The sequence below is a fragment of the Rufibacter sp. DG15C genome (genome assembly GCF_001577755.1).
Taxonomy (GTDB): domain Bacteria; phylum Bacteroidota; class Bacteroidia; order Cytophagales; family Hymenobacteraceae; genus Nibribacter.
In genome coordinates this window covers 1,357,057-1,378,669 of sequence record NZ_CP010776.1, presented here as the reverse complement: position 1 = coordinate 1,378,669, position 21,613 = coordinate 1,357,057, and the positions used below count along the sequence as shown (strand labels likewise).

The window sequence follows — 21,613 nt, the reverse complement described above, 5'->3', positions numbered from 1 at the left end:
CCACAAATGAGAAGACACCCCTGTTATTTTTTTGCTGGCAGCGGATATAACAACCTGAAGGCGTTGAAGACGGCCTGGTGTGTGATGGTGGCGTGGTCTTCTTGTGGCAGGTAGTCAAAATAGACCGTGAGTTGGTTGTTCTTGGCGCCGCGCAGTTTTTCATAGAGCAGGTTGGCGTCTACTTCCATGACGCGCGGCGTGTCACTGGGCGTCAAGCCTTCCTTGCCCACTCCAATATACACCTCGGTCTTCTGGTTAAAACTTTCCTGCAAAGCGACCGAAGTCTGCGCCAGCAGGGAGCCGTTGTCCCACCAGATACTTGGACTGATGATAATGTACTTATTGAACAGGGTGGGTTTCATGAACAGGACCTCGGTGACTAACAAACCGCCCAAGGACTGGCCAATCACAGTTTTTGACTTGGTGGTTTTGTAGTGACGATCTATGAACGGTTGCAATTCGGTCTCCAGGAACGATATGAATTTGGCAGACTGGCCAGCCGTCTTGTACCGGCCTTGGTCTGCGGCCACGGTGGTGGGATAGGTGAAATCCCTTCTCCTATCTATGTTGGCAATGCCCACCACAATAGACTTAGGCAGTTGGTTGATCCAAGGGAACGTATTGAATTGCACCAAGCCCACCACGTGCAGAAAGTCCTCATCCGCGGAGCCGTCTAGCAGGTAGATGACCGGGTAGGTGACTGTGTCTTTGGCGTTATAACCTTCCGGCAAATAGATGTTCAGTGTCCTGTTCTCTCCTAACTGCTTGGATGGTATCTCTTCAATCACGCCAATTACGTACGGCTTAACTGCTGAGGATTTGCCGCCTTTTTTGGTTTGAGAAAGGCAAGGAACAACTAAGGAGGTAGTGAATAGTGCGAACAGTAAGATGGCTCTCATGGGACCTTTGGGTAATGGACAAAAGCAGGTACTAAGAGCCAATATACACAAGTTTGCAGACCACTTGCGCTAGGTAGAAGGCACTTTTCAAAACAAGTGCCACGCATGTCTGTTTTTAGAAACATGAAGTGAAAGCGCACTGCTGCACCCCCACCTTAAACGTTCGTGTAGATGTCTATTTTGCAATTAAAGCCAACTATCTTAGTAGAAACCCCTTTGGGAACCGGACAAGCCATTTTTATCATTGACTACGGCATGCACCAGAATACCTGCTGGGTAGTAGCCTTACAGAAGGACGGCGTCATCAAGCACTTTGACTGCAATGACGTCATCCTCTCCACCAATTACACCTACGGCATGAACCTGCGCAAGAATCATTTCCCGCACCAAGACGACAAGCCAGAAAAGTCCTAGAAAAGGCACTGCATTGGAAAACCATCCTTACTTCCCAATAAGCATATGGTAGGCTGCTGGAATGGCCACCCCCCTGAAGCCATTGGTTAAGCTATAAAAAATCACCACCGTCAGTAACAACCCAGCAGCTAAGATGAGCCGTGATTGTCTGTTGGGTGAAAGGCCCAGGAAGGCGTGGGTCATCTTCTTCTGGTGCACCGCCGCCACATGCCCAAAGAATGCCAGCATGGCCAGCCCGTAGTATGGGAAAAAGAACAGGTTAAAAGGAAAGGAGTTAAGGCCCGCCACCCCAAAATAAAAGTTAGTGTCCAGGTTGAGCAGCAACCTACCCGTGAGCACAGCCCCTACGTGGATCAATAAGAACGCCGCCAGATACAGCCCCGTCCAGAGGTGAAGCTTGTCAAAACCAGCCATTGCCCGTTTTCTATTAGCCGCAACCAGCTTACTACCAGACACTATCTGCACCAGCACTGCTCCCAGTATAATAGACTCTACTACTCTGTTCCTATACACCAGCCGGAGCGTGTGCATCATCTCAATATGCGCCTGCGCCCCAAAGAGGGCCCAAACATGATTGAACAAGTGCATCCCTATAAACACGGTGAGGGCCAGTCCAGAGAAGTAATGCACGCTTCTAGTTGTCATAAATTGCGGTACACTTTTAATGGCGAGTTCCTGAGAAAGCCGCGGTAAATGTAAGCCTTAACGTAACATCTGGAAAGTCATTTTTGGCCTCTTTCCCAGGAACCAAGCCAAAAACGACTGCTAGGATTGTGCCGCTGTGACCTGGGTTCTGCCGTTCACCGTTGCCGCCTTTTGGTTTAGGTTGGAGCCTTGTACAATGTAGAGCGGCCGGTTCAAGACGTTGCGGTTGATGCGACTCACGTATTCGCCAATGATGCCCACCGAGATGAGCTGCACGCCCCCAATAAACATGGAGCTGATGATGAGCGAGGTCCATCCCGTAATGGTGCGGTGCAGGACAAAGTGGCTGTAGACGGCATACAGGATAATCAAGAAGGACAAGGCCGAGATGGTAAAGCCCAGGCGCGTGACAAATTGGAGCGGCGCATCTGAGAAACCCGTGATGCCATCCATGGCAAAGCGCAGCATCTTGCCTAAAGAATACCCAGACGTACCATGCTTTCGGCTGTCCCGGTCAAAGAGCACGTGCGTCTGCCTAAAGCCCAGCCAGGCAATCTGACCCCGTAAAAACTTATTCTGCTCCGGCATCTGCTTTAAATAATCAATCACTTTGCGGTCTATGAGCCGGAAGTCGCCGGTATCTAACGGGATGTCTGTGGCCGTGGAAGCACGCAGGAGCCTGTAAAAAAGCTTGGCGGTGGCTTTCTTGAAGAAGCTATCGCCGTTTCTGGTGGCACGCTTGGCGTAGACCACCTCATGGCCCTCCTGGTGCTTTTGGTACAATTCAGAAATGAGTTCTGGCGGGTCTTGCAGGTCACCGTCTATAATGACGGCACAGGCACCGCGGCAAGCATCCAAGCCCGCCATCACGGCAATCTGGTGCCCAAAGTTCCGGCTGAAGTTGACGTAGAACACAGAGTTGTCCTCCTGGCTCAAGCGGAGAAGGTGCAAAAGCGAGTTGTCCTTGCTGCCATCGTTCACAAAAATCAATTCATACGGTAGGTCTAAACTAATCAGGGTGTCTTGTAGGCGGCGGTACAGTTCAGGAAGGTTCTTCTCCTCATTATAAATAGGCACAATGACAGAAATAGCCACATTATTATTTCCTTCCATGAATCCTGAATTTGGTGATGGTGCCTATCTCTTCTACAACTTCATGGTCATAATGCTCGCGTACGTACTGCTTGATGTGCTCTTGTGGCACAATGACCCGTTCGCCGGGTGTAAGGTTGGTCCAATCCTGGAAGTCTAGCCGCGTGCCCTTGTCCCGGAGCGCGTACAAATAGAACAGGTTGTGCGTGTTGAAACCCTCATACAGCAGCGAGTGGCCCGTAATGTCTTGTTTTCCTTTTAAAGCGTCTTTCAAGAAATACCCGATGTCAAAAAACACCTTGTCGCCGGGGTTTTCTTCGGGGGTGTAGGTTCTATCTAAGGTCTTGCGGTAAGGATTGATGGCCAGCACAAACAGAAACACAAAGGGCCAGATGTTGTAGCGCATGGTATGGTTGGCCCACTCCAAGTGCCGTAGCCAGTCAAAAACGGTAAAAACCAGCATAGCAATGAGCATGGCCAGAAACGGATATAGTGGAATGTCATACCAGTGCAGCTTGGTCTTGGAAATGGAGATTACCAGAAAAAAACAAACTGTCACCAGCGCACAAAACAAGGCTAAACGGTTCATACGGTCATTTTTCAAGAGCATACCTACTGCAAAGCCACACGGCACCAGCAGGTACCAGGCCGTGAGTTTCAGTTCTGAAAAGCCATAGTAGTAGAACCAGAAGTCGCCGGTGTGGTTCTCGTTGACTTGCAGATAGCGTCCGCCCAGTTCATTGTTCCAAATGGCCTGTAAGTAGCCCGGGCTTGACGCCTCTCTTAGTAGATAATACCCGGCAATGACGCCAAAACAACCTAGCAGGCCAAAATAGAAATGCTTGTTCTTAAGCAAGGAGAGTACCTGACCTCTAAGAATGCCATAAAGACCCAGGGCTGGCACAAACAGAACCCCAGCCACGCTTTTAGTCAACACTGCTAAAGCAGTAGCTGCAAACACCCAGTAGAGATATCTAGTGCGCTTGGTTTCACAGTAGGCAAAAAAGGCCAGGGCACTCAGGGTGGTGAACAAGGTCAATAGCGCATCATAATCGCCGGTGCGGGTACCATGTTCGGTGACGTAGCCCTCTGCCGTGATTAAAACCAGGACGGCGATGAATCCAAACCAAAAGCTTTTCAGGTAACGGAGCGAGAAAAAGAACAGCAGTGCACATGTTAGTAAACCCGCCACGGCAGAGGGTAATCTAACCGCCCATTCGTTCACGCCTAGCAGGTGCATGAGGCCTGCTTGCAGCCAGATCAACAATGGCGGTTTGGTGTTCCACAGGTCTGGGCTGTACTCAAACGTGGTGACCAGCAGATGCCCCGTATCATACATCTCAAAGGCGTTGTTGGCCAACCTGGACTCATCCCACATCCTAATAGGCAAGGTGCCAAGATATCCAAACAACGGAACCACTACCAGCACCGCCAACACCACGTATTTGAAGTACTTGCCTACCCACGCGTGTTTCTCCCGGAGGGTTGGATAGGTTTCTGCCATGTCAGGTTCTAAAAGGCTGCTAGTCTGGTTCAAGAGGGAAAGTGCTGGTTCTATCTGCTAATATATTGTATTTGTTGATAGTTGGCAGATTCCGTTTTTAGCCTCTTTCCCAGAAAACAGCCCGAAAACGCCTTTACCGCAAATGTCTGGATTGTTGTACCTTTGGGGCAGACCTGTGAGGCTAACTATGAGCGAGCAAAACTTCCCTGAATGGCAGCAACTGCTGGAACTTCCCTTGACCAAAACCACCCGGCTGGGGCATGTGCAATACTTCCACTTCGGGCGGGCGCACGTGACCAACAGCAGCGGATTGATTTTGGACGTGGGTGCCTGGACGCTGGAGGTGAGTTGCTTCTGGCAGGTAGAGGAAGGCGGCAAAATCACCGTTGACCACCAAGAAGCCCAGATTCCCAGAGACACGCAGGCCTTGGCAGATCCCAACTTTGACCCAATGGTGCCCGGCGCCAACCTGCGCGACCGCAAGCTGCAGGACCTGGTGCGCAGACCAATAGAGGAGTTGAAAGTGTGGCAGGTGCAGGCCTCCCCAGAGGGCGAGGTGCGCATTGCTTTAAGCCGCGGGGTGGTGCTCCATATTCAACCCAAGCAAGGCGTGCTGGGCGAAGAACTGTTCTGGCGCCTTTTCTCCAACGTCACTCCCGGGCAGAGCGTGGGCGTAGGCCCCAACGGCATCATCCGGACGTAACCAAACCGCATCGTTATGGCAAGGGGCCTTCGGTTTTGGGCTGTTTTCTGGAAAATAGGCCGAAAACGCCATGAGGGTTCAGTTTGTGACGCGCAAAAAGTATATATTGCTCTAGTTATATATTCTTCTGGCAAGTCTCTCTTTCCATGGCCAAACATCGGCGCAAATACCCGGTCTGTACCAATTGCAATTACGCCTTTCAAGAAGGCGAACCAGATAACTTCTGCCCCAAATGTGGGCAGGAGAACCACGACCTCAACGTCCCCTTCAAGCATGTGGCCTTAGAGGTGCTGGAAGGCACCATCCACTACGACACCAAGTTCTGGACCACCATCAAATACCTGCTGTTTTACCCGGGCAAGCTCACCAATGAGTTCCACAGGGGCCGCCGGATGGACTACGTGCCTCCCATCAGACTGTATGTGTTCATCAACTTCGTGTTTTTCTTTCTGCTGTCTATGCGCGTGGGCCATGTGTCTAGCGAGAAAGCCAACCGGAGCATTGCTCAGCAGGTGAGCAGCACAGACATGAGTTTTATGGAGGATTTGAGTCTCTCAAAGCTGCAGCGTGATAGTATTTTAGCCGAAGTAAGGGAAGTGCAGCGGGCAGATTCTCTGGCTAAGCTTAACAAAAAGGCCACGGTAAAGGTAAAGAAATCAGACTCCTTTGATTTGGAGAGAATGGGAGCCGTCTCAGATTTCGCGCCCCAAGCCTCCATTGATTCTTTAATTAGAGATGCCGGGTTGTCTCCTAACTGGTACACACGGTCTGCCATGCGCAAGGCCGTCCAGATCGTTAAGCTGCCTCAGGAACAATTGATTACTAAGCTGCTCAAGTACTGGTCTGTGCTCATGTTCGTGCTCATGCCCATCTTTGCGTTGCTTACCAAGTTGGTTTTCCTGAAAGCACGGAGGTACTACATGGAGCACCTCATGTTCAGTATTCACCTGCACTGCTTTGTGTTTCTGCTGTTCATTATCTACATGATCATTGAAAACCTGCACTTCGCCTATGATTTACTGCCCTGGTTTAACCTGTTGGTAGCAGTGTATCTTTTCCTTGGCCTTAAGCGCGTGTTCCATAGAAGCTACCTGCGCACCTTCTTCAATATGTTTGTGCTGGTATTTTTGTACTGCATAGTAGGCCTGTTCACTGGTTTGCTGGGGCTGGGCGTAAGCGCCATGTTCTAGTGGGAATAAATTTCTGGGAAGCCGTGCAACCATTGGGTAAAACCTGCATCTATACAGGAAAGAACCTCACAGAATTTTACTCTTAAGATACCATGAAAAAGACGACTACTTTTCTAATGATTCTGATGTCCTTTATTGGCATCGCTTCCTGCGCTCAGGCACAAGACCACAACACCGTAGAGGGCAACGGAACCATTAAATCAGAAACCAGAGCCGTGCAGGGTTTTACAGGCCTCCACATCAGCGGCGGCTATGAGGTCTTCCTTACCCAAGGTGGCCAGGAAAGCCTGAAAATAGAAGGAGACGCTAACATTCTGCCTTTGATAGAGACCAAGGTAACCGATGGCGTTCTGTACGTTGCCTCCAAGAACAATGTCAACATCAGAAAGGCGAAGGGCTTGAAATTGTACGTGACGGTCAAAGACCTGAAGACCCTGGACCTGAACGGCGGCATTAAGCTTTCTACCACCAACCCGCTAAAAGGCACTGCCCTCAAGCTGGATGCCAGCGGCGGTATGCATTTAGACATGGACCTAGACCTAAAAGATCTGAAAGTTGACTTGTCTGGCGGTTCTGACATCACCCTACGCGGTACGGCAGACAACGTGACGCTAGAGGTGTCTGGCGCCACCAACCTTAAAGCCACCGAGCTGAAGACCCAATACCTTGCCCTAGATGCCTCTGGCGCCGGCAACGCCGAAGTGTTTGCTTCTAAAGAACTGAAAGTAGACGCCTCTGGCATCATGAGCGTGGGCTACAAAGGCTCACCTAAAGTGCAGCACACGGGCATGGGCAAAGTAAAGCCCCTCTAACTCAACCTTTCCTTTAGCATCCTTGACAGGTGAAGAGGCCCTGAGTAGCGCACGCTGCCAGGGCTTTTTCTTTGATGGAATTGCTGGTTGTTAATTGTCAATTGCTGGTTGATTTCAGGTTCAGATGCGTTTTTGGGCTATTTTCCAGAAAACAAGCCAAAAACGGGCAAATTGTTGATTGCTGGTTGTTGATTGTTAGTTGATTTATCTTTTGATGTAGACACCCCTCTACAGAGCTACCGCTCGCTGCCTCAAACTCTCGTTTGGGCAATCCTCAAGGGGAGAATCTGCGTTTGGCAAAGGTCTTTGCTACTAGCACCTGATCCAGTCTTTCCGGCGAGTCGCCTAAGCAGGTTGCCGCCTCTGGCAGGACAGCGGTCACTACAAAGCGATACCGCTCAGCTAATACAAGGGAGCATCTATGAAAAGTAGGCAAGCTGGTACAGCGCGAGGCGGGAAGACGGGGCCTCGCGGCCGTGAGCGCTTGGCGGTGAAAATGAAACATGGCAGCATAAGGGCACCGGATAAAACGGGCTTTCTCAGGAACAGCCAAAGCCGTGCACAATGACAAATTGATAGGCAGGTTTAGTTATTGGTGAGAACACCAACAATGGCAAGAATTCAATGATGAAACCACCTTCACCAGCGAAAGAATAAAACCGTTTTCTGCCTGAATCCCAGAAAACAAGCTAAAAACAAAACCGCTGCTTGGCAAACCTTACTTCTTCTTAGCAGGCTTCACCACCTCCATCTCCACCTTCGCCACACCAGACTTCTCCAAATCCAACTGGCGGGCGGCTTTCATAGAAAGATCCAGGATACGACCGGGTGTAAAAGGTCCTCTATCCGTGATGCGTACTTTCACCGACTTACCGTTGGCTGGGTTAGTAACGCGCACCTTGGTCCCGAAGGGTAGTTTCTTGTGCGCTGCCGTCTTTTTGCCGGGACTGTAGCGCTGGCCGTTGGCCATCTTCTTACCGCTGAGTTTGTTGCTGTAGTAACTGGCCTTGCCTTTCTCAGTGTAGCCTTTCTCGCCTAGGGCCGGGCCAGTAGAGGTACAGCTGCCCAGCCACAGAAGCGCCAGAAAACTCAAAGACAATACAACTCTTCTCAGCAACAAGGGGGAAAGACTAGGCATAGGTGAAGAAGTGGGTAAGCGCCTGCGCCAATAGCGGCCAGTGTAGTTGTTCTAACGGATGCTTGGTGTTAGGCAGTATCTGCAATTGGGCATTGCTAAAGTGACGGTACGCATGGATGGTTTCCTCCAGGGTCACCATCTGGTCACGGTCTCCCACGGCTACGCGCACAGGCACCATGATCTGGCCAAGAGTCTCTGCGGTAAGGAGCGGCTGCGCTCCCAACTGGTGCATCATCTGGGCGGTTTGGCGCATCAGTTCCTGCCAGTCCTGCGGGGCGTGGCGCTGCCGAAGGGCCTCGGCAAAGGCTGGTACTTTCTCTTGGATGACCTCGGGCTGTAGCTTGGCGGTTTCATGCTGGGCGCTTTCTGGGGACCAAGCAAACTTAGTGGCCAGTGTAAAAATCTGCGCAAAGTGCTGAGGCTGCTGCCTTGCCGCCTCCAGAGCCACGTAACCGCCCATGCTGTAGCCAAAGACGTTGACTTGTCCCAACTTCTTTTCTTCTAGCCACTGCAGAAGCTGCTCCACAAAGGAGGACATGGTGAAGGGAGCCTCTGCGAACGGTGCACCGCCGTGGCCTGCTAAATTGAAGGAGTAGACCGGTACCTGTTCTGGCAACAAGGTGAGAAGCGGTTCAAACTGGTTTTCGGCGCCCAGCGCACCGTGTAATAGCAACAGAGGTTTCATAGATGTAAATTACAGAACCTGCGCAGAAAAAGAAAACCTCGTTTTCAGGCTGGTTTCTGGAAAAGAGGCCAAAAACGAAAAAAGACAGTTAGAGCTTCTTCAAGAAGTGGAAACCCTTGATCTGGAAGCCTTCGCGCAGGTAGAACTTATGGGCCGGGGCATTAACCACGTAGGCGTCCAGCATGGCGGTTTCGCAGGCTTGGGCTTTGGCCAGAACCAAGAGCCAGTCCAACAGCAGCTTGCCCACGCCTTGGGAGCGGTACGGTTCGTCTACCACAAAATTGTCAATCTCCAGGTACTTGCCGCTGTAGAGTTTGGTGGCAATCCAGTAGCCAGAAAGCCCCACGCAGACATCGTCCTTAAAACAACCCACCATCTTGTAAGGACTGGGGTGCATCTGGTCAATAAGCTGGGTGTAGCGCTCCTGCGTCATGTGCGGATTCAACAGCTGAATGAGCCGGAACTGGTCCAGCATTTCTTGGTAGCTGGTGATGGGACGAATGGTGAAGGGAGTGGGCACTGGTTGCTGGTTAATGTGAACAGAGCTCGTGCCAACACGTGCTCCAGTGCAAATATACAGCAATCATGCAACGAGCAGACATGCTTTTGGCCGCAGGCCGAGCTGACCAAATGGTCCTAGTGCAAAAAAGAATCGGTCACCACTCTTGAGAATGATGACCGATTGTAAAGAGATTGAAAGCCTGGCTTAGTTGACCGGCGTGTAGTTATAGAGTTCAATGGCCTCAGAGAGCTGGTCTTTTTTAACCAATCGTATCACCTGCGGCAGTAAGGTCACACCCAAGCCCACATAAAACAGCGGCGAAATCCTGCTGCTGCCATCTGAGCCGGACTTGAACTGCTGAAGCGCGCCAGCCACCAGCAAGCCGCCGCCCACCACGTACATGCCCAACTGGATGTTCTGGCCGGTTTTGTACTTCTGCAAGCTCTCCATACTACCCGGGTTATCTGACAAGGCCACCCGCAGGTTCTTGTAAGACAGCGGTTCTAAGGGGCCGTTTTCTTTAGAGAAGTAGTACACGCGGCGCTGCGTAGGATAGCCGTACCCATAGCCGCCTCCCATCCCCACGCCTACTCCACCCATGCCTACGCCAACACCGGGCGCATAGCCGCTATAGTCTGTACGGTAGGTAAAATAGGTAGAGATTTTGCCAGAGGTTTCACGCTGGGCAAAGTCACTGTACCGGCGGCCCGTGGTGTTGAGGCGCGCAAAGAAACCGTCCTGGTTCTGGTAGTAGCGCACGCGCTCTGGGGTGTACTGCAGAGAATCATCCAGCAGAAAGTAGTTCTGCTTGAACAAGGGGCTTTTGAACTGAATGCGTCTTGCGTAAATACGCTCACCGGTCATCAGTTCTATAAAATAAGGTTTGCTCATGTCCTGCGCCCACGCACTCTCTGTGGTGGCCCAAGCTAGTAGTAGCAAGAAAAACAGTTTCTTCATCATAGCTTTATACAAACGAAAAAAGACAACAGCCTATTGGATTAAAGGTACATAAAAAACGGAAACGGGGTAGAAATGGATGATGTGCCATGACTTTTGGCAACGGTGCCTGCCCAAGTGAGTAAAAGAGAAGGAGTGTATGTGTGTCATCTAATGCAAGCCCTATGTTCATAGCACTGGTAATCCTTTTGCTCATTGCGGTGTTCATCACCGTGTACTATTATTACCAAGCCAACCACGCAAGCCCAGTAGAATCCGAAGGTTTGTCTAATGGGAAGGATCGCGGTAGTTCAATGCGTCCACCAACTTCAAGAGATGGATACACTACGGCAGGTAAGGTGTCCAGCGGATCAAAGCCTGAGTAAGTAGTTATTACCAGTCCTCAAGTTGTAGCAAGAACGCTGTAGCTTGATAAGTATAAAAGCAGAAGAGGCACCCCTGAACGACCAGGGTGCCTCTTCTGCTTAGACAAGCACCGGCTTAGTGGTGATTGCTTTTCTGTTTTTTAGAAGCGGTTTCCTTGATAGGGGCATTCGCTTCCTCAAATTGGTTCGCGTTTTTGTTTTCTAGCCGCATGTTAGAAGCCTTGCCTTTGCCTTCCCGCACCTCAATGCGCTGGCGTGAGGTTTTGCGCTCATCTTTTGGCACGGTCACATGCAATACGCCGTTTTCAAAGACAGCTTCAATGTTGTTAGCGTCTACAATGTCTGGCAACTGGAAGGAACGTGAGAAAGAGCCGTACTGGCTTTCCACCATGTGGTAGCGTTTCTCTTTCTTCTCTTGGTTGAACTGGCGCTCTCCAGAGATGGTGAGTCTGCCTTGTTGGAAATCAAGGGAGATGTCCTCTTTTTTGAGGCCAGGCAGGGAAACTTCAATCTCAAACCCTTTCTCAGTCTCGCAGGTGTCTACCTGTGGGCTAAAGCGGTTCATCCGATCGCGGTTGCTTACAGAGTCTTGGAAAAAACGGTCCAGCATAGTGCTGAAGCTTTGTGGCATCATGTCATCAAAGCCGCCGTTATAACGTTGAATGGCCATAATATCCTCCTTTTCTTTTGACTAGGTTACACAAAAAATAAGTAGATTGACTGGATGGTACGCAAGGGCCGTTTTTGGCCTGGTTCCAGGAAAAGAGCCCAAAACAATGTGTCCTGAACAGGTTTACGCGTTTGGGTACTTTCCTTTATACGTATTCTATGAGTTTACAATTGCTCAATGTCCAACAATCTGGGTCCCGATGGCAGGTACGGCAGGTGTACCCGCAACTCATGTCCTTTGTGCACTACCCGCATCTGGGCGTAGTCCACATTGGCCGGTAACACAAACTCTTGATGAAACAAAGGTGCCTGCAGGACGGGGTAGTCCTCGTTGCGGTGCAGCGCCATGACCGTTAGTTGGTTTTTATCCAGAAGGACCTGGCACTGTTCTACCTGCACGCTGGGCAGCAATACTTGTAGTACCGCCTCTTTCTTGCCTTTCTGTAACCGAACCTGCGGCTGCACCACGCCGCCGCCAATGGTATTGGTCACGTCTATGTAATGGGCAATGTTCTGTAAGAACTTTTTATCTTTTATCAACTTCATGGTATCTCTCCTAATGCTCTATTTCAGACACAGGAGACATAGCAAAGCATATACCAAGCCACTAAAAAGACTTTTGAGAGCATTAATAAGACAAAATGACAAAGCAGGCCATCAGGGTAAATGGCATTATGGCAGGAAAATAAGAAATAGGAGGATGAGCGGCTTATTGCTCAGATAGCCAGTGTTGGGCGTCTTCTATAGAGTCAAACAGCTGTAGCGTGACCATGTTGTTGATTTGAGGCTCCAAGGCCTCCATGGACATCTGCCCGAAGATACCCGGCGCCAGCACGTGGGCCACATAGCGCATGCCGGCGTCTACGGCCAGGGGCGTCCATACGTCTGCCAGCCACTCATTGGCCGTGTTCCAGCCGCCAACAATGTTGGTGTTGTCACTTAGGTATTTGCTAGCGCCTGTCTGCTGAATCCACTCCAAAAGGGTGTTCATGCCTTTCTGAATGGAATTCAAGGAATGTACGCCAATCCAGTCACCATAAATCCAGCCGTTCTTGGCATCATACACCAAGCGCAGAGACGCCTGGCCAAATTGTAGTACGGTAGATTGTTCCTGTGCAAGCATAAGGGGAAAGCAAAAAGTAAACACTCTCTACATATGCAGAGAAAGTAAATCTATGAAATTATGCGCTGATTTTCTGCAGTATCCTTCACTTTTACATGAACAAACGCCTATAAGCCACTGAAAAATAGCCGCATATCTCATTTTTTATACCTCGTTTTGGCAAAATGCAATTTCATGAGCGGGGCTTGTCTAACGACATTCTCTAAAACCAGCTTCGCCAAAGTATGGCTAGTGGCAGTCATCTGTAGGGATTGAGTAGTCATAATGTGCTTTTGACTACTCAAATAAAAATCTTTTTGAATTTAACCTTCTATGTCCATTAACCTCTAAGCAGCTGGCTGTATAAAGATTTGAAAAGCCGAAATCAAACTAAAAGTGTTATTTGCAAACAATTCTGTCTGGTGCGACTTATACCGGTGGGCAGTTGCTTGCCGCTGTTTCTGCCGCTAAAGGAAAAAGTCCTTCGCCCCCGAAACCATAGAGGAAATCCCCCGTCCTTTATTCAAAAATGATAAAAAAGGCCTGCCGCAGCTGCGTGCTTGTCTCTTTGAACAAATGCCCTTTCTGGGGTGAACACTAAGGTTTGCATAACGCTAGCCGATTTTAAACTAAAGAATGATGTTACTTACCCTTCCTAAAGTCTACTATGAGAGCTATGCCGTCACCATCAGGTATGATGAGGAGCAGTCCTTGGGTATGGCAGTCTGGCAAGGAAAACTGAGAAGCGAAGAGATCCGCGAAGCCATCTTGCTCTGCGGATACGTGGTAGAACGCTACGGGCTTACCCGTTGGCTGGCAGATAACCGCAAGATGCGCGCCTTCTCACCAGAAGACCAGCTCTGGATTCTGCAAAACGCCGTGCCCCAGATCTTGACGGGCTCCTTGCGGCGCATGGCCACCGTCGTCTCTGAAGACGTACAACACACAGAATCCATCGCCCAGATAGTGGAGCGCACCGGTGATACCGCCAATTTAGTTCTCTGTGATTTTAGTGAGCAGGAAGCCGCCGTGGAGTGGCTGTTGCAAGAATTCTAAGAAAGCTCCTCGTTCCGTTTTTAGCTTATTTTCTAGGAAACAGGCCAAAAACGAGGCGCACATGCATTGTTCAGGAAGAGGGGTCGCTTCCAGAGCGGTCTTAGTTTGGGAGGCATGCAACCTTTGCGCCTGGTTCAGGCTCTTTCTAGTGGTAATCTGTTTGCCGCTTCCCCCCATACCTGACCTATTCTATGACCTCAATTTTACGCTTTTTAGCAACTGCCTTGCTGGTGCCGGTCCTCTTGACCGGCTGTGACCTGGAAGAGCCCACGCCTGTAGACCCTGCACAAAGCCCGGTATACCTGAACAAAGTGAGCACCAGCCAGGGAGACGAGCGCCAGTTTGTGTACAACAGCCAAGGGTGGCTCACCCAGATCATAGGCAAAGGCCGCTACAGCCTTAATGACAACCAGGCGTCTACCAGCAATGTGTTGTTTGACAACTGGCGCCGGATTGCCTACGTGATCACAGACGGGTCTGGCAAAGACTCAGAGAACGTCTACCATTACACCTCTGAGCACATGCTCTATAAGCTGGAGGAGTTAGTGGACGGCACCGTTGAGCGCTACCATACGTTTGAATATGACGCCAACCGCCTTTTAAAGACGCGCTACAGCTTCTACAAAGACGCCTCAGTCACAGATGCGCCAAGAGCCACCAATAAGCTGGTGTATACCTATGACGCCAGCAGCAACGTCACAGAGATAGCTTCTTACCACAAACCCGGCCTCACCTCTGATTGGCAACTAACCCAGACCCAGAAGTTCACTGACTATGACAGCAAGACCGGCGTGCAGCACATGACCGACTCTCTGTTTACGCCCACCATTGTCTTGCAGCGCAACAACCCCGGCAAAGTGACCACGCTGCTGGCCAGTGGTGAGCAGCGCGTTACCGTCTACACCTACCAGTACAATGAGCGTAACCTGCCCGTGAAGAGAATTGCCTCTCCCAGCCAAGGCAATGTAGAAGAAACCACTTTCACGTATCAGTTTTAGGCTAGACACTCATATTCTTAATAAGAAGCCGCCTGTCATTTTTGGTCTGTTTTACAGGAAACATGCCAAAAACGACAGGCGGCTTCTGGTTTTTATACACCTTGCAATTGGAGACTTCCCCATATTTTAGGACAGTTCCTGCGTGATAAATGCTATACCTACTTGTAGGTAAAAATGGTGATTAGTATTTACTAAGTAAGAATAATTTGTACTTTGATGTAAGTAGATTTATTTCCACCTAAAACTAATCACCACTTTATGAAGTCATTATTTACGAACAAAGTTTGGGCGTTGCTAGCCCTATGTTGCCTGACTCTAGCCTCCTGCGGAGATGATGAGGACGAAGAAGTTTCTATCCAGAGTTGCGTGCTGGACCAGGTAGAATTCTTTGAGAACAACATTTCAGATGGTTCTACCTTGAAGGTAGAATACAACTCGCAAGGCTACGTGACCAAAGCCACAGAAAGAGAAGGAACCGCCGTGGTGGGCACGCGCACGTTTGAATACAACAGCCAGAACCAACTGGTGAAAGAGGTTTTCTCTGAAGACGGAGGCGACTACGAAGGCTATACCACCTATGAATACAGCTCTGCCGGTACGTTGAGCAAAATGACCAGGTACTTAGACGGCGTCCTAGAGTCTACAGAAACATTCACCTATGACGGCAGCAAGCGCTTGACAGAATCCCGTGAAACCTACATGGGTGACGTCTATAGAACCACGTATTCTTACGTTGGTTCAAGCCAGAACATTGCCATGGAAATGTATTATGACAGCCAGGGAGATGCAGCCGGAATGACGACCTATGAGGACTACGATGACAAATTAAATCCTTACCTGAGCATAAAAGGAGTAGTATCTCCCGGCGAGAGCAGAAACAACCCGCGCAAGGCCACTTATACGTATGGCAGCTCTTCAGAAGTAAATAACTACGCTTACAAATACAACGCCAGCGGCTTTGTCACAGAAATCGTGTCAAAAACGCCAAACGGACAGACTGAATACAAAACCATGTTCAGCTACGCTGGTTGCCAATAAACAGTACCATTTGTCCTAAGATAGAATCCTGTCATTTTTGGCCTGTTTCCAAGGAATTAGATCAAAAGCGAGAGGATTCTTAGTATCTGTCAAGGGATGTAATCAGAGTACATGCAAAAGGGCCAGCTTGTGTATACAGGCTGGCCCTTCGTCAAAACAGGTTATGATAAGTTACTGGATCAACACTCGTTGCTGGCCCACTTTCTTTTGGTCTATCACATGCAGGATATACATGCCTTTGGGCAAATGGCCTACCTGTAGTTTCTTAGACGCGGTGGGCAGAGGCTGTTCTAAGATCAGTTGTCCGTTCATGTTGTATAATCTCACCAGCGCGTTTCTGGTGGTGCTAGTGCTGGTAATAGAAAACTCTTTGGTGGCCGGGTTTGGATAGACCTGCACGGCATTGGCCAGCTGTTCATCACGTAGACCGGTCAAGCTCCCCGCAAAAGACCCAGAGAACTTGAACAGCTTGTTGAAGCCGCCGCTCCACCCGTTGGTAGGGCTACTGAAGGCCACTTCTAAATGCTGCACTGCTTGGTCAAGCAATGTCCAGGTAAGCCCGCCGTTGGTGGTGTAGGCAGTACCGTTCCAACCTAGACGTGAGCCAGATACCACAAACGTACTGGTAGTGCCGGGCACGTATACCAGCGCGTTGGCAGAGATGCCTCCGGGTGCCTGATACTCGGGCGTGCTCCAGGTGGCGCCTCCGTCTGTGGTACGGGAAATGAGCATGTAGTTGGTCTCATTTTCTACCCCCAAGGCAATGCCGGTACCATTGTCTGCAAAGGCTGTGTTGGTGGTAGAAACGTTAGTGGCAAACGGGGCAGACACCGTCCAGTTAAGCCCGTTGTTGGTGCTTTTAAAGACCCTGCCGCTAGTGGTGCCAAACCAAACCGTGTTACCGTTTCTGGAAAAATTATTGGTGAGGCTATACTCATTGGCCAACACGGCAGGTAGATTATTCTGCGGTACGCGGGTCCAGGTCTGCCCCCCGGTGGTGGTGGTGTACACTTCAAAATAGCCGTCTGCCGGATCACCTAATGCCACGCCGTTGGTGGCGCTGGAGAAGGTAACCGAGTTCACATAGGAAGAAGCGTTTGCAAACGTCGCTGACTGGCGTACCCACGACTGCCCGCCGTTGGTGGTATGGTAAATGCCTCTAATGCCAGCGTCTGCATTGACAGTGGCAAAGGCCTCTAAGGCACTTACTGCAGAAATGTTGCTAAGCGCCGCGTTAGCCGGAAGTCCAGCAAGGGATCCGTTTACCCAGGTGGCGCCGCCATCTGCGGTTCTCACAAACTCAACCATGGGCGTGTTGGGAGTGGTGCTGTTGTAAGGGACGGCCCACACCACGTTGTCATTGAGCACATTCAAAGACCTAACCCCCCTGTTGGTAGTGGTAAAGACATTGGTTTTTTCTGTCCAGTTTAAAGGGTTGCCAGAAACCGTCTGCGCCAAGTTGCCAGAAAACTTAAACATGCCGCCGTCTCCGTTGGCTCTGGTAAAGGCGCCAGACCAGCCTGTGGTAGCGTTTACAAAGTCCACGTCCAGATGGGTTTCCTGGTCAATGAGCGTCCAGCTCACGCCGCCGTCCCTGCTGTAGCTAGACCCTTTAAAAGTAGAAAAGGAGCCCACGGCAACAAACGTACTGATGGTACCGGGGACATAGGCAATGTCATTCGGTGAGACGCCGCCCAAGGTTTGCGCTCTGGCCCCGGTCCAGTCTGTGCCTTTGTTGGTGGTGCGGTTAACCATCAAGTTGTTGTTGGTCCGGTCAACGCCCGCCACAATGCCGCTGCCATTGTCTGCAAAAGCCATTCTAGTTAGGGTCACATTTTCATTGAAGGGCGCAGACACCGTCCAGGTCAAACCATTGTCTGTGCTCCTGAAGAGTCTTCCTTTGGTGGTGCCAAACCAGAGGTTGCTTCCGTTTCTGGTGAAGTTGTCTGTAAGGCCATACTCCTCTGTTAGGGCGGCAGGCATGTTGGCGGTAGGTACCAGCGTCCAGGTTTGGCCACCATTCACCGTTGTGTACACCTCAAAGAAGCCGTTTACAGGGTCTCCGCCGGTAGCGCCTTGGTTGGCATCTAGAAACGAAACCCAGTTAATGTAAGAACTGGACCCGGCATAAAGCGCGGTGGCTTGTTTTGTCCAGGTCACGCCTCCGTCTGTGGTATGGAAGATGCCTTTGTGGGTAGCCGTAGCTCCCCAGAGACCTGCCCAGGCTTCGGTGGCGCTTAAGGCAGAAATGTTGGAGATGACGGCGTTGGGCTCCGTACCGATGGTGCCTTTCACCCAGGTGGTGCCCCCGTTGGTGGTGCGGGTAAACTCATTGAGGCTAGTGGTGCTGCCGGTGGTGCCGTTGTAGGCCACGGCCCAGGCCACGTTTTCATTGACCGCATCCAAGGCCGCTATGCCCCGACTGGCTACTGTAAACCCTGATTTCTGTTCTGTCCAGCTTTCCTGGCCTTGTCCCCAACTCACTTGAATGCCGCTTAGGTACAACAAGAGGAAGAATAGACTGGCTAGCAAGATTTTCTGCTTGTAAGAAGTGTAGTAGAAGTTTGCCATATAGTTGGTTTGATGTGAAACCAAATAAATGGATAAAATGCTATATTACAAATACTTACAAGTAGGTAGTGGAAAGCGGGATGTTGCCCGAAATGATCACCATTTCTGGTAACTAAGCAGAGGGAGTGCAAGGCTCCAAGCCGGCTGCAAATCGTCACAAAATGCCTGCGTATGGAGAGTAATAAACTCCCGGTGGAGGGGGTAAGTGAATAAGGTATCTAAAGCCCTTCGCCGTTTTTGGGCCGCTTTCCAGAAAACAGCCCAAAAACGGCGAAGGCTTTGTACCAATGGTTAGTTTCTGATGAACTTGATGCCAATCTTGCTGTTGGTGTAGCCGGTTAGCGGTGGCACCGATACGCAGTAATCCAGAATAAGCGTGTCTTTGGTGAGGCGCACAATGGTGTACTCCTGACCCGCAATGATCAGCTTGTTTTCTTTGCGCTCATAGGTCTTGTTGACAGTGGCCGGCTCATTGTTATCGCATTTGTTGTTGCCATTGGTGATGAGCAAATCCCGGGTGTTCCTGAAATCATAGACGTCATCATACTGGCAGTTCTCACCGGGGGTGAAGTCCATGTCTGAGGGTTTGGTCTGGTAAGCGCAGGCCTCGCTGCCGCCCAGTTTCACCATCTTGGTGGAATAGACCTTCCATTGGTTGTGCAGGTTGTTGGCTACTTCGTCTTCATCTTTCTCACAAGCGGTAAAAACGCCAACACACAGGCCTAGGGCTAAAAAACGGGTAATTTTCATAACAGGGGGAATTGGTTAGTACTACAAATACTTTTGGTTTTGGTCAGGCAACAAGCGGCCGTTTCCAGAACTGGTAGACTAACGAGCGGGCTTCCGTTTTCTGTAGTTGACAACTAGAAAAGTTATCCCCAGGTGTGTGGGTAATTAGGTAAGGCGTTGATTGTCAATGATAAAAATTGATTTGGTAGTGGGTGAGTATATTTGAAGGAGCAATATCCTATGAGCAGTGCTTATCAATTAAAGGACGTTGTTTCTTTTTAGCGAAAGACTGATTTTAGCCTGTTTTCTGGATTTCGGTCCAAAAACGAAATTATCTATTCCTCCCTGATTGGTTTGTTACTCTTTGGGTAGAAACGCTGGCTTAAGCAATGTCTGTAACTGCGTATAAGGCAATAGCAATTCTGTGGGCCCAAACGCGTAGGCGTTCACCTCATAAGCGTTGTAATACAGTAGCAGACCGTCTACCGTAAGAGCGGCGTTTTGCGGAAACGGCAAGCGGCCTTGCTGGGTGTAGAAGCCCTGTCTTCTGAAATGGGTGGCTGGCAATTTGCGCACCTTCCTGAACTCCTGCTCTACCAGCTTTCTAAGTTGTACCGTGTCTGTCACCAGTTCTGTGATTTTGAGCGCGTGGCCGGTGCTGTCAAAGGTTTGCAGAATGGTCATGGCATAGCCGTGCGCACCGCCGCTGTAGCCTTCGCTCTTAATCTGCAGAGAAACCAGTTGGTCTGTCTGGTGCAGCGGCTTAGAAGAAACGGTCATGTACCAACCCGCCCTGGCGCCCGCGTCTGGGAAATCTTTCCGGAAGTCTGCCTGCTGCTGCACAAACTGCTCGGCCACCACCTTGGCGGCGTCCTCTCTGGGTGCCAGGCTGGCGTCTGGGTTGTGCATGAGTTGCAGGCTCAGCAGGTACCGTTGCATGTACTGGTTCAACGAGTCTCGCAAAGCCGCTGGTTCTCCTTTGGCTACTAGATACTGCAATTCCACCTCGGCACAGCTGTCTTTCGGGCAGGGCTTCTCTGGCCGCTCTACCCGCTGCGAAATAAAAGTCAGCGCCTCGGCTTCTTCAGACTCAACAGTGGCAGAAGTCTCGGGATCGGTCCCAGATTCATTGCTTGGCGTTTGACACGAAAAGGCGATACCAGTTAATAGCATCAACAATGCAGAAAAGTACTTCTTCATGTAAGTGGAACGATGGTACTACTGCGTTTTATACGGAGGAAGCTGGAAATAACTAGGGATGATTGGGAGATGTAGTTCAGCCGGTGCTCACATTGATGATTTATCCACTCAACTATCGTCTATAATTCACCCCCACTATTGTCATCCTGAAAGGACCTTATGAGCAAGCTAGATAGACGGTCACTATCCTGCAAAATCTCAAAAGTCTTTCTGCTTCTAAATTTGGGGAATCTCCAGCCTCGCTCTTAATTGATGTTATTGCAGCTTGCCCACAAGGTCCTTTCAGGATGACAGGGTGGGAAGTTGACTTGGCTAAAGGAAGCAGTGCAGTGGGTGAAGTGAAGCTTCTATTTCGTTTTTGCCCTGGTTTCTCAGAAAGAGCCAAAAAACGGATATTTAAGTCTTCGAAATGTGGAGAATTTCACCAATACCCAATCACAGACTTATATATTGTATAACTTCGGTTCACAATACTTAAATCAAAGATTTATTATCCGTTAATATAATCAAATGAGAAGAAGCCTTCTTAATAACATTATTCTGCTATTTGTAATTTCTGTTTTTTCTGCTTGTGGTGAAGAAGATGAACCCGCTCCAATTATTGGATGCCAAATTTCTGAAATAAAGCAAGATAGAGGTGATGGGCGATTTCAAGTGACAACTTTTGAATATGATGAAAAGAGAAACCTGCTCAAACAAACGAATAAAACGGTTGGGCAAGATTTTCTTTATATCAGTTGGGTGCGGACATATAATTATAATAATACAAACCAGATAGTTAGTATTGATGTCTCTTCTCAACAAGGAACTATCCCAGGGAGTATTACTTATGAGTACAATGTTGATGGTACTTTAAATAAGTCTATAACTTACGAAAGGGGCAATTTGATTTTTACAAAAGTGTATGAGTATGATGATTTGAAGCGAGTGATTAAAGAAACTACTAATTACAGTGCTCCAAGTCCTGAACTTAAGCGTGTGTCAGAAGATATATATGAGTACATAGGTCAGACTAAAAACCTAGAACGTGTAATTACAATATACAAAGGACAGCCAGAGAGTCTGACTGTTTATGAAGACTATGATGATAAACATAATCCTTTTGGTAGCCAACAATCAGCACTTAACGTCCTAGGCTATGTAATTAGTCAGAATCATGCAAGAAAGTCAACTTTCGTTATGAATTCAGATGGGGAGGAACGTGTTAGTTATAGCTCATTTAAATATAATAATCAAGGTTTCTTAATCGAAGCAGCACCTCTCAACTCAAGTGAACATAAATCAGTCTTCTCTTATATCGGTTGTGAGTAGTGACGTATTAGATTGAGATAATATTTAAAAGAA

The 21,613-nt window shown here is 49.5% G+C and carries 23 protein-coding genes; 9 read left to right on the top strand and 14 right to left on the bottom strand.

Annotation, left to right across the window (positions count from 1 at the left end):
* Window positions 1–23: 23 nt before the first annotated feature.
* Window positions 24–899 carry an alpha/beta hydrolase gene (locus TH61_RS05775; RefSeq protein WP_066507100.1) on the bottom strand — a complete coding sequence of 292 codons (876 nt, stop codon included), beginning with the start codon at window positions 897–899 and terminating at the stop codon, window positions 24–26.
* A 171-nt stretch (window positions 900–1,070) separates the two neighbouring features.
* Between TH61_RS05775 and TH61_RS05770 the strand changes: the two genes are divergently transcribed.
* Window positions 1,071–1,313 carry a hypothetical protein gene (locus TH61_RS05770; RefSeq protein WP_066507097.1) on the top strand — a complete coding sequence of 81 codons (243 nt, stop codon included), beginning with the start codon at window positions 1,071–1,073 and terminating at the stop codon, window positions 1,311–1,313.
* 27 nt (window positions 1,314–1,340) lie between these two features.
* Here TH61_RS05770 and TH61_RS05765 read toward each other — a convergent pair whose 3' ends face one another.
* The 3 genes from TH61_RS05765 to TH61_RS05755 form a co-directional block, all read right to left on the bottom strand.
* Window positions 1,341–1,958 (bottom strand): hypothetical protein, encoded by a 618-nt coding sequence (locus TH61_RS05765; RefSeq protein WP_066507095.1) that lies wholly within the window; start codon window positions 1,956–1,958, stop codon window positions 1,341–1,343.
* A gap of 120 nt (window positions 1,959–2,078) precedes the next feature.
* Window positions 2,079–3,071 (bottom strand): glycosyltransferase family 2 protein, encoded by a 993-nt coding sequence (locus tag TH61_RS05760; RefSeq protein ID WP_066507091.1) that lies wholly within the window; start codon window positions 3,069–3,071, stop codon window positions 2,079–2,081.
* Window positions 3,058–4,554 carry a glycosyltransferase family 39 protein gene (locus TH61_RS05755; protein ID WP_157600583.1) on the bottom strand — a complete coding sequence of 499 codons (1,497 nt, stop codon included), beginning with the start codon at window positions 4,552–4,554 and terminating at the stop codon, window positions 3,058–3,060. The genes TH61_RS05760 and TH61_RS05755 overlap by 14 nt, the downstream gene beginning before the upstream one ends.
* 187 nt (window positions 4,555–4,741) lie before the next feature.
* Here TH61_RS05755 and TH61_RS05750 point away from each other — a divergent pair, with 187 nt between their 5' ends.
* The 3 genes from TH61_RS05750 to TH61_RS05740 all read left to right on the top strand — a co-directional run bounded on the left by TH61_RS05750 (window position 4,742) and on the right by TH61_RS05740 (window position 7,259).
* On the top strand, window positions 4,742–5,257 hold the full coding sequence (locus tag TH61_RS05750) for a hypothetical protein (RefSeq protein ID WP_066507087.1): 516 nt from the start codon (window positions 4,742–4,744) through the stop codon (window positions 5,255–5,257).
* A gap of 146 nt (window positions 5,258–5,403) precedes the next feature.
* Complete coding sequence (locus TH61_RS05745; protein WP_066507085.1) at window positions 5,404–6,447, top strand: DUF3667 domain-containing protein; 1,044 nt, start codon at window positions 5,404–5,406, stop codon at window positions 6,445–6,447.
* 92 nt (window positions 6,448–6,539) lie between these two features.
* Window positions 6,540–7,259: a head GIN domain-containing protein gene (locus TH61_RS05740; RefSeq protein WP_082780307.1), complete on the top strand. Its 720-nt coding sequence runs from the start codon at window positions 6,540–6,542 to the stop codon at window positions 7,257–7,259.
* A 718-nt stretch (window positions 7,260–7,977) separates the two neighbouring features.
* Here the strand turns inward: TH61_RS05740 and TH61_RS05735 are convergent.
* The 4 genes from TH61_RS05735 to TH61_RS05720 form a co-directional block, all read right to left on the bottom strand.
* Window positions 7,978–8,397 (bottom strand): septal ring lytic transglycosylase RlpA family protein, encoded by a 420-nt coding sequence (locus tag TH61_RS05735; RefSeq protein ID WP_066507074.1) that lies wholly within the window; start codon window positions 8,395–8,397, stop codon window positions 7,978–7,980.
* Window positions 8,390–9,082, bottom strand: a complete 693-nt coding sequence (locus TH61_RS05730; protein WP_066507072.1) for an alpha/beta fold hydrolase — start codon at window positions 9,080–9,082, stop codon at window positions 8,390–8,392. The genes TH61_RS05735 and TH61_RS05730 overlap by 8 nt, the downstream gene beginning before the upstream one ends.
* An 88-nt stretch (window positions 9,083–9,170) precedes the next feature.
* Window positions 9,171–9,602, bottom strand: coding sequence for a GNAT family N-acetyltransferase (locus TH61_RS05725; protein ID WP_082780306.1), 432 nt, complete (start codon window positions 9,600–9,602; stop codon window positions 9,171–9,173).
* A 186-nt stretch (window positions 9,603–9,788) separates the two neighbouring features.
* A complete protein-coding gene (locus tag TH61_RS05720; RefSeq protein ID WP_066507069.1) occupies window positions 9,789–10,544 on the bottom strand; it encodes a hypothetical protein in 756 nt (251 codons plus the stop codon).
* A gap of 161 nt (window positions 10,545–10,705) precedes the next feature.
* Between TH61_RS05720 and TH61_RS18105 the strand changes: the two genes are divergently transcribed.
* A complete protein-coding gene (locus tag TH61_RS18105) occupies window positions 10,706–10,906 on the top strand; it encodes a hypothetical protein (protein ID WP_157600580.1) in 201 nt (66 codons plus the stop codon).
* A 115-nt stretch (window positions 10,907–11,021) separates the two neighbouring features.
* On the opposite strand, the gene TH61_RS05715 is transcribed toward TH61_RS18105, so the two are convergent.
* The 3 genes from TH61_RS05715 to TH61_RS05705 all read right to left on the bottom strand — a co-directional run bounded on the left by TH61_RS05715 (window position 11,022) and on the right by TH61_RS05705 (window position 12,698).
* Window positions 11,022–11,576 (bottom strand): Hsp20/alpha crystallin family protein, encoded by a 555-nt coding sequence (locus TH61_RS05715; RefSeq protein ID WP_071887793.1) that lies wholly within the window; start codon window positions 11,574–11,576, stop codon window positions 11,022–11,024.
* Between the two features lie 164 nt (window positions 11,577–11,740).
* Window positions 11,741–12,121, bottom strand: a complete 381-nt coding sequence (locus tag TH61_RS05710; protein ID WP_066507066.1) for an Hsp20/alpha crystallin family protein — start codon at window positions 12,119–12,121, stop codon at window positions 11,741–11,743.
* A 163-nt stretch (window positions 12,122–12,284) separates the two neighbouring features.
* Entirely contained in the window at window positions 12,285–12,698 is a 414-nt protein-coding gene (locus TH61_RS05705) for a hypothetical protein (RefSeq protein WP_066507064.1), read from the bottom strand.
* 615 nt (window positions 12,699–13,313) lie between these two features.
* On the opposite strand from TH61_RS05705, the gene TH61_RS05700 reads away from it, so the two are divergent.
* The 3 genes from TH61_RS05700 (at window position 13,314) to TH61_RS05690 (ending at window position 15,769) form a co-directional block, all read left to right on the top strand.
* Window positions 13,314–13,733, top strand: a complete 420-nt coding sequence (locus tag TH61_RS05700; protein ID WP_157600578.1) for a hypothetical protein — start codon at window positions 13,314–13,316, stop codon at window positions 13,731–13,733.
* A 191-nt stretch (window positions 13,734–13,924) separates the two neighbouring features.
* Window positions 13,925–14,731: a hypothetical protein gene (locus TH61_RS05695; RefSeq protein ID WP_157600576.1), complete on the top strand. Its 807-nt coding sequence runs from the start codon at window positions 13,925–13,927 to the stop codon at window positions 14,729–14,731.
* Window positions 14,732–14,989: 258 nt separating this feature from the next.
* Window positions 14,990–15,769: a hypothetical protein gene (locus tag TH61_RS05690; RefSeq protein ID WP_066507061.1), complete on the top strand. Its 780-nt coding sequence runs from the start codon at window positions 14,990–14,992 to the stop codon at window positions 15,767–15,769.
* 171 nt (window positions 15,770–15,940) lie between these two features.
* Here TH61_RS05690 and TH61_RS05685 read toward each other — a convergent pair whose 3' ends face one another.
* The 3 genes from TH61_RS05685 to TH61_RS05675 all read right to left on the bottom strand — a co-directional run bounded on the left by TH61_RS05685 (window position 15,941) and on the right by TH61_RS05675 (window position 20,269).
* Entirely contained in the window at window positions 15,941–18,340 is a 2,400-nt protein-coding gene (locus TH61_RS05685; RefSeq protein WP_066507051.1) for a T9SS type A sorting domain-containing protein, read from the bottom strand.
* A 291-nt stretch (window positions 18,341–18,631) separates the two neighbouring features.
* Window positions 18,632–19,090 (bottom strand): hypothetical protein, encoded by a 459-nt coding sequence (locus TH61_RS05680; RefSeq protein ID WP_066507049.1) that lies wholly within the window; start codon window positions 19,088–19,090, stop codon window positions 18,632–18,634.
* 336 nt (window positions 19,091–19,426) lie between these two features.
* Window positions 19,427–20,269 (bottom strand): DUF3298 and DUF4163 domain-containing protein, encoded by an 843-nt coding sequence (locus TH61_RS05675; protein WP_066507047.1) that lies wholly within the window; start codon window positions 20,267–20,269, stop codon window positions 19,427–19,429.
* A gap of 510 nt (window positions 20,270–20,779) precedes the next feature.
* Here TH61_RS05675 and TH61_RS05670 point away from each other — a divergent pair.
* Window positions 20,780–21,580, top strand: a complete 801-nt coding sequence (locus tag TH61_RS05670; RefSeq protein ID WP_066507045.1) for a hypothetical protein — start codon at window positions 20,780–20,782, stop codon at window positions 21,578–21,580.
* Window positions 21,581–21,613 lie beyond the last annotated feature (33 nt).

What these genes read in the sequence shown, in the direction of transcription:
- TH61_RS05705 (WP_066507064.1), bottom strand. Translation starts at nt 12,698, where the DNA reads ATGCTTGCACAGGAACAATCTACCGTACTACAATTTGGCCAGGCGTCT.
- TH61_RS05750 (WP_066507087.1), top strand. Translation starts at nt 4,742, where the DNA reads ATGAGCGAGCAAAACTTCCCTGAATGGCAGCAACTGCTGGAACTTCCC.
- TH61_RS05740 (WP_082780307.1), top strand. Translation starts at nt 6,540, where the DNA reads ATGAAAAAGACGACTACTTTTCTAATGATTCTGATGTCCTTTATTGGC.
- TH61_RS05690 (WP_066507061.1), top strand. Translation starts at nt 14,990, where the DNA reads ATGAAGTCATTATTTACGAACAAAGTTTGGGCGTTGCTAGCCCTATGT.
- TH61_RS05765 (WP_066507095.1), bottom strand. Translation starts at nt 1,958, where the DNA reads ATGACAACTAGAAGCGTGCATTACTTCTCTGGACTGGCCCTCACCGTG.
- TH61_RS05700 (WP_157600578.1), top strand. Translation starts at nt 13,314, where the DNA reads ATGATGTTACTTACCCTTCCTAAAGTCTACTATGAGAGCTATGCCGTC.
- TH61_RS05755 (WP_157600583.1), bottom strand. Translation starts at nt 4,554, where the DNA reads ATGGCAGAAACCTATCCAACCCTCCGGGAGAAACACGCGTGGGTAGGC.
- TH61_RS05685 (WP_066507051.1), bottom strand. Translation starts at nt 18,340, where the DNA reads ATGGCAAACTTCTACTACACTTCTTACAAGCAGAAAATCTTGCTAGCC.
- TH61_RS05760 (WP_066507091.1), bottom strand. Translation starts at nt 3,071, where the DNA reads ATGGAAGGAAATAATAATGTGGCTATTTCTGTCATTGTGCCTATTTAT.
- TH61_RS05770 (WP_066507097.1), top strand. Translation starts at nt 1,071, where the DNA reads ATGTCTATTTTGCAATTAAAGCCAACTATCTTAGTAGAAACCCCTTTG.
- TH61_RS05730 (WP_066507072.1), bottom strand. Translation starts at nt 9,082, where the DNA reads ATGAAACCTCTGTTGCTATTACACGGTGCGCTGGGCGCCGAAAACCAG.
- TH61_RS05680 (WP_066507049.1), bottom strand. Translation starts at nt 19,090, where the DNA reads ATGAAAATTACCCGTTTTTTAGCCCTAGGCCTGTGTGTTGGCGTTTTT.
- TH61_RS05670 (WP_066507045.1), top strand. Translation starts at nt 20,780, where the DNA reads ATGAGAAGAAGCCTTCTTAATAACATTATTCTGCTATTTGTAATTTCT.
- TH61_RS05775 (WP_066507100.1), bottom strand. Translation starts at nt 899, where the DNA reads ATGAGAGCCATCTTACTGTTCGCACTATTCACTACCTCCTTAGTTGTT.
- TH61_RS05675 (WP_066507047.1), bottom strand. Translation starts at nt 20,269, where the DNA reads ATGAAGAAGTACTTTTCTGCATTGTTGATGCTATTAACTGGTATCGCC.
- TH61_RS05710 (WP_066507066.1), bottom strand. Translation starts at nt 12,121, where the DNA reads ATGAAGTTGATAAAAGATAAAAAGTTCTTACAGAACATTGCCCATTAC.
- TH61_RS05745 (WP_066507085.1), top strand. Translation starts at nt 5,404, where the DNA reads ATGGCCAAACATCGGCGCAAATACCCGGTCTGTACCAATTGCAATTAC.
- TH61_RS18105 (WP_157600580.1), top strand. Translation starts at nt 10,706, where the DNA reads ATGTTCATAGCACTGGTAATCCTTTTGCTCATTGCGGTGTTCATCACC.
- TH61_RS05720 (WP_066507069.1), bottom strand. Translation starts at nt 10,544, where the DNA reads ATGATGAAGAAACTGTTTTTCTTGCTACTACTAGCTTGGGCCACCACA.
- TH61_RS05695 (WP_157600576.1), top strand. Translation starts at nt 13,925, where the DNA reads ATGACCTCAATTTTACGCTTTTTAGCAACTGCCTTGCTGGTGCCGGTC.
- TH61_RS05715 (WP_071887793.1), bottom strand. Translation starts at nt 11,576, where the DNA reads ATGGCCATTCAACGTTATAACGGCGGCTTTGATGACATGATGCCACAA.
- TH61_RS05735 (WP_066507074.1), bottom strand. Translation starts at nt 8,397, where the DNA reads ATGCCTAGTCTTTCCCCCTTGTTGCTGAGAAGAGTTGTATTGTCTTTG.